Raw genomic sequence first — 6037 nt, 5'->3', positions numbered from 1 at the left:
CAATGGTCTTTTAATGGGCTATTTTTCTTACTAAGAATACAGACTTTGTACTGTTTTTCTCCGGTGGTCACCTTGTCCACCTTGTCCACCAAGTCTTGTCCTTGTAAGGGGAGGGGACTGGATTTGATTGTTTTTTGTGTGGTCGGTGTTCGGTGTTACCCATTCCCCATTCCCCATTCCCCATTCCCCATTCCCTGTTCCCTGTTCCCCATTCCCCATTCCCTGTTCCCTGTTCCCCATTCCCTGTTCCCCATTCCCTGTTCCCTGTTCCCTGTTCCCTGTTCCCTGTTCCCTGTTCCCTAAGATAAAAATTACCTGTTCAAAACTTATTAAATATCCTCTGATACTTAAGCAGTAATTGCTTGTGTGACTTTTTATTACGATCTTTGTCATACTCCACCAATGGTTGTTTTTTGTGTCATAGTGGGGGGAAGAGAATTGATTCGGTGATCAGATTTTGTTTTTATTATTGACGGGCTATTTCCTTTTGGTATTTACAGGCTTTTCTCCGAAACCGAAATCTCTACACTCTTACGATTTTGGAGAAATTTTATGTCAGTTTATGTAGGTAATCTATCTTATGAGGTTACACAAGATGCACTTAATGCAGTATTTGCCGAATATGGTTCTGTAAAGCGGGTACAACTACCTACTAACCGCGAAACAGGACAACTGCGGGGTTTTGGGTTTGTAGAAATGGGTACGGATGAGGAAGAAAGCGTTGCGATCGAAGCTCTTGATGGTGCTGAATGGATGGGACGCTCCCTGAAGGTAAATAAAGCCAAACCCAGAGAAGATAAGGGTTCTTTTGGTGGTAACCGTGGTGGCGGTAATTTCCGTAGCCGTTACTAGATCAAATAGATTATACTTTTTCAACTGCTAAACACCGGCAGTAAAAAAAAGGTCATGGTTTCGTACACATGAAAATGGACTCAAACCGAGTCCGTTTTGATGTGAAAACATTAACCTAAGTGGGAAAGTCATGACTGGAGTTTGAGTTTAAGCGGGTAATAGCGCTTTCTCCGCAGCTTGGATCAGATGTTCTTGGGAAAGCTGTTGTAATTTGTACATATGCTCAAACAAACTCCAGCAGTATTCTTCTGGTAATCCACAGGTAACAGCACCCCGCAAGACAACAGTAGAATACCAGTCGTTGGGTGCGAGTTCTTCTGGGAGCTTGTTCACCACTATATAAGTGCGCGTATTTTTGTAGACATTATTTTGGGAATGAATCTCTACTGTTTCCCGACGGTATAAACTTTGGGAAACACCTTCGCGTTTATCTAAGTTTACACTCAAGCGCCAGGGTAGTTGATAAAGGACACCTTTGACATGAGCTTGGTCGTCTGGTAAGACATCTAAAACCCCACACTTGCGGGTGGGAGAATAGGAATAGAACCCTAGGCGGTAACCTTTCAACACCGCTGGGCCGATAATATAATCATGGGTATTTTCACCCAGCGATCGCTTTAAGTCTACCGGACACATACAAGAACCATAGGCAAAATAGTAAAACATTGGCTCTTTTTGTGCCTGTTGTTGCAGTTTCAACTGAGGCTGGGGCAGATTATGGGATTGTACCCAACGATGGTGTGAGCGATCGCTTTGATGACTCATCTATCTTCAGAAGTATTTAATAAAAATTCTATCATCAATTTTCTCAAGATACAACTTTATTCCGATAGAAAAACCGTAGTTTCAAATTTTGGGTGTATAAACCCAGTAATTAATATGAGAATTAGGCTGAAATTTAAGTGCAATCCTGGGTAATTTTCCCGGCTTCTTGATTGAGCCTGACGGACGAACCCGTGCTATTAGTGTGATAAACTAAGGTTTGGTCAACAGCATCGACAGTTACTCGCCACCCTGGGACTAAAGCCTGAGTGCAGAATTCATCAGGACTAGCTAGGTTTAAACAGCCATTATTCCATGTTTGTGGTTGAGCTTGAATAATCTTGAGTTGAGAAATTGGTAAGTCTAAATCTTCAGAGACCGCTTGTAAAACTGCATTTTTGACAGACTCTGGTAGATTGATCACCTGGTTATCTGCGGGAGTATCAGTAGCTGCTAAAAGTAAAGAACCCGGGTAGCTGTGTGGGTGAGGAGCAACGGTCGCTGCAGTAACGCGGTTAATGATTGTCAACCCGCTACCCAGAGAAAAAATGCCAGTTAAAATTACCACAGTGATAATTCGGGCTTTATCGGTAATATAATTATTCTTGTGCGTCATTTTGCTGATCAAACCCCAATATTTATTATTAGTCCATTATGGCAAGCGATGGCAGCACCAGCCCTAAAGTTCCCAAAGCAGATATGACAAATATCTGCACGCAATATACAGCTATTCTCACCAGGTAAAAATCATGCAACTTATTTGCATATGGACTGTATCATAATTATATCACTAGCTCTCAATCCTCAAACCATACCAAAGTTAGAATTAAGAGGCGTGTGGCTGACAAATATTGATAGTGCTGAATTTCCTCCAAGTCTAGCCCGATCAGTGCGATTGCGCACAGCGCAGTACGGGAGGCGATCGCAGTGGTACATCTGCAATCATTCCCCAATCAGAATCAGGTTTTAGCAGTTGTATTTTTTTAGTTCCGCTTGAACTCCATTTGAGCAAAGTGGTCTTGCAGTAGTTTGTGGATGAAGCGGTAGCGACCACCAACACGCTGGAGGAATAATCGCTCGGTGCAGTAGTCGAGGAAACGGGCATAGTTCCAGGGGATGTAACCGTTGCAGTAGAGGATAAAGCGTAGGGTGAAGTGTTTAATAACGGGTGTTCCACTTCTAGGTATCCCCACCAATAATCCCACAGATAATCCAGACATTAAGCTAGAAATTAAAGCTTCAAAAATGAAAGCTTGATTTAAACTAGTACTATTCGTTTGATTTTGAATCAAAAAGATTGATATTTGTATAAAAAAGATTAATATTGTGGAGGGTAAAAAAAACCAGGCTGATAACTTGACTGTATTTTTAGCAGATTGCCAAATACCTTGGTTAGGAATAGTTTTGTTTTCTATTTCTAGACCTGAAAATCCTAAAAATATCCCTAAAATTAGCCCATACATCAGCCCTAAAATCAGCCCAGAAATCAGCCCAGAAATCAGCCTTAAAATCAGCCCTAAAATTAGCCCTAAAATCAGCCCATTTTTAAAAATATGATAAGAAAATTTTATACTTTCAATTGCTTCAATTTTATCTCCAATCAGCCCATTAATCAGCCCTAAAATCAGCAATAAAATTAGCCCTAACCTCCACTTAAAAATCAAATAATAAATCAGCCTTAAAATCAACCCAAAAATCAACCCAAAAATCAGCCATTTTATAATAGTTTTGGTAAAAAATTTATTAGGCCTAATTAAATCTATATTTTCAATTTTATCCTCTATTATTTCACCAAAGAATCCATTAATCAGCCCTAAAATCAGCCCTAAAATCAGCCTTAAAATCAACCTATCAATCAACCTATCAATCAGCCCAGAAATCAGCCCAGAAATCAGCGCATAAATCAGCGCATAAATCAGCATTTGTATAACTCCCCAGACAATCAAATTATAAAGAATTTTGGGAATTTTAGTTTTTAATAAATCAGGCTGCATTTCTTCAATCAAGAAATCCGTTCGGGTTTCTTTTTGCATCTGTTTAGCCAACCACACAAGCCACATTCGGGTTCGTTTAGCATTAGGAGGTTTGGTTGAAGAATATGTATTAATTTTCATATTTCGTGTCAACATTCGCCCTATATAGGCATCTAGCAAATACTGAATCCGGTCATTTGAGGAGTTCAAATGCCGCCATTCTTCTATAGATATTTCTTGAAAAGCTAGAACAGTAATACTCAGGAGTAAGGGAGTTTTTACTAACTCTAGTAAGTTTAAGTCGCTCCTGATGATTGAGCAGAGTTCTATATAATTAGTATTTTCTAGATAATCATAAATTTGATTGTCGTTTAAAGGCTGTAAGCATATAGCACCGTTCAGCTGTAATTGAGTAGCGTAGCTACTATATTCTTCACTGCGGCTACAAACAACTAAAGAAAGCGGTCTATTTTCACTTACTAAAAACTGATTAATTGTATGGACACAAAGTTCTTGACGCTGTGGCTCAAGTTCATCTAAACCATCAAGCAATGGTAGTAATTTCTGGTTGTCTACCCATTCTTTACCTAGTTTGTTTGAAACACCATATTTAGATTTGAGTTCAGTTAATAGCCAATCCGTTAAAGATTTTCGGTTATCTTTCCATGAGGACAAGTTGAATAAAACAGGAACGGGATGATCAGGCTGTGCTTCTGCACGTTTGACTAAAGCTTGCGCCAATTCTAATTGTATAGTTGTCTTCCCCGACCCTGGGTTACCTAAAATTAACAGTTTACCTGCAATTTCTTGTGATTCAAAAACTTCTAAAATTGTTGTGGTATCTGGAAGAGCTTCAGCAGGCTTTGAGCCAATTTTTATATCAGCATCCCAAGGGCGCTTGACTTGTTGTGGTTGTGACTCCTTCCCCAAATTAATTAGCACAGCATTATGTAGAGACTGTCTTAACCGTGCTGTAACTTCTTCCTTGACTGCGGCTAATAATTTCTGTTCATTCTTTGGTCGAGCCGGGTCACTTCCTGATGTTGGTATCTGCTGTCCAAAAATTAACTCGTGGATATTTAGCATCAAGTTGTTAGTACCCTGAACTACTCTATTACCCTCACCCAGAACACCTTGATTTTCATTACCCTGAACCGCCCGGTTTTGATGACCTCCAATTTGATTTTGATATGTAGAATTATCAGGCTGTTGTGGTTCTAAGTTTTCAGGTGTCTGATTCATAAATACCTTCTACAATCCTAATAGAGATGAACCAACCGCCGCACCTAACCAGCCAGCAACTTTTACAATAATCGGCTTGGCTACTGTCCAAAGTTGCTTACCAGAATCCACCGTTTTAGTTGTTTTTTCTAGAGTTTCTGTCACGCTTGTTAAGCGGTCTAATGCACGTTTTTTATTCGGTTCTTCCTTATCTGTTGCTTTTTTAACTGCGCTCAAATCGTCAATTACTTCTTCTTTGGTGTCGGCTGGTAATTCTGCGCCTTGAATCAAGGTTTCTAATTGTGCCAGTAACTTGATAACATCTTCTTTAGTAAGGGATGCTGCGGTATCTGCACCCACTTGATTTTGTTGCATGACTTGATTATTGTCACCAAGCACAGCCTGATTATTGTTTCCTTGCACTGTGCGGTTGTTATCGCCTTGCACGTTGTTGACGTTACCGCCGACAGAACCACCAACTGAAAAGCCACCGGGATTACTAACCATATTTGCTACTTATTGTATTTGTGTATTTGATTTTAATTGTTAATTATTTACATGGGTGTGGAATAGTGATACAGTAGCATTAAATGGCTAATATTGCTACCAATAGCCCAAATATTAAAAAATATTATCTAAAATTTCCCTTTTAAAACAACATCTAACCTACACTCTTGATGGTATCATAAATACTAGATAGTAATTTCTCAAACACAACAGCTTTAAATTCTTGATTATTCATGAATTGCATAAAGATTTCTTGATTACCTTCCATAGGTTCGATAAATAGATTTTGTAGATGTTTTTCTAGCACCGGAGCAAAATTTTCAAGGTTTCATGGTTGCTTGCGGTGTAAAGTATTTAGTATCAAATAAAATAATAATAACTCTATAGGACTCGTATTTGAATAGAAAACAAACCTTTGCGTACCTTTGCGCCAACCTTTGCGCCCCTTTGCGTTTAACAACAGGGGAGCCGGGGGTTAGAAACCCCCGTCTGAAAGCTAAAGTCAGATTTATCTGACCAGAAAATCATGTGTTTGATTATCTTGACAAGATGCGATAGCGAAGCGCTGCTGCAAGCAGATCGCTATTCCAGGATCTGTGAGGGGATGTTAAAGGCGATCGCTCTGACGGGATCTGGGAGGGGGTGCAAGATACCGGATTTCTTAGATTATTAGAGTTTGTCTGGGATAATTTAGTTTCAGAAGTCGGGGATATGTTGCATAA

Annotated in this window: 7 protein-coding genes; 2 read left to right on the top strand and 5 right to left on the bottom strand. The window is 39.6% G+C overall.

Features of this window, described 5'->3' with window-relative positions:
- Window positions 1–30: 30 nt before the first annotated feature.
- Window positions 31–393: a hypothetical protein gene (locus NWP22_RS12225; RefSeq protein WP_280801953.1), complete on the bottom strand. Its 363-nt coding sequence runs from the start codon at window positions 391–393 to the stop codon at window positions 31–33.
- Window positions 394–552: 159 nt separating this feature from the next.
- Here NWP22_RS12225 and NWP22_RS12220 point away from each other — a divergent pair, with 159 nt between their 5' ends.
- The gene (locus NWP22_RS12220) at window positions 553–852 is read left to right on the top strand and encodes an RNA recognition motif domain-containing protein (RefSeq protein ID WP_280801952.1); all 300 of its coding nucleotides are present in this window, start codon (window positions 553–555) and stop codon (window positions 850–852) included.
- Between the two features lie 147 nt (window positions 853–999).
- On the opposite strand, the gene NWP22_RS12215 is transcribed toward NWP22_RS12220, so the two are convergent.
- From NWP22_RS12215 to NWP22_RS12200, 4 genes are all read right to left on the bottom strand, one after another.
- The gene (locus NWP22_RS12215; protein ID WP_271733310.1) at window positions 1000–1617 is read right to left on the bottom strand and encodes a gamma-glutamylcyclotransferase family protein; all 618 of its coding nucleotides are present in this window, start codon (window positions 1615–1617) and stop codon (window positions 1000–1002) included.
- 133 nt (window positions 1618–1750) lie between these two features.
- Window positions 1751–2230 carry a hypothetical protein gene (locus tag NWP22_RS12210; protein WP_271733309.1) on the bottom strand — a complete coding sequence of 160 codons (480 nt, stop codon included), beginning with the start codon at window positions 2228–2230 and terminating at the stop codon, window positions 1751–1753.
- Window positions 2231–2597: 367 nt separating this feature from the next.
- Window positions 2598–4829, bottom strand: coding sequence for an NACHT domain-containing protein (locus NWP22_RS12205; protein WP_280801951.1), 2232 nt, complete (start codon window positions 4827–4829; stop codon window positions 2598–2600).
- Between the two features lie 9 nt (window positions 4830–4838).
- Complete coding sequence (locus NWP22_RS12200) at window positions 4839–5315, bottom strand: hypothetical protein (protein ID WP_280792837.1); 477 nt, start codon at window positions 5313–5315, stop codon at window positions 4839–4841.
- Between the two features lie 526 nt (window positions 5316–5841).
- Between NWP22_RS12200 and NWP22_RS12195 the strand changes: the two genes are divergently transcribed.
- Window positions 5842–5988: a hypothetical protein gene (locus tag NWP22_RS12195; RefSeq protein WP_280801950.1), complete on the top strand. Its 147-nt coding sequence runs from the start codon at window positions 5842–5844 to the stop codon at window positions 5986–5988.
- The last annotated feature ends 49 nt before the right edge of the window (window positions 5989–6037 follow it).

Source organism: Anabaenopsis tanganyikae CS-531, assembly GCF_029891675.1.
GTDB lineage: Bacteria > Cyanobacteriota > Cyanobacteriia > Cyanobacteriales > Nostocaceae > Anabaenopsis > Anabaenopsis arnoldii.
Note: the sequence above shows the minus strand (reverse complement) of the source record. Positions and strands in the feature narration are given on the sequence as shown.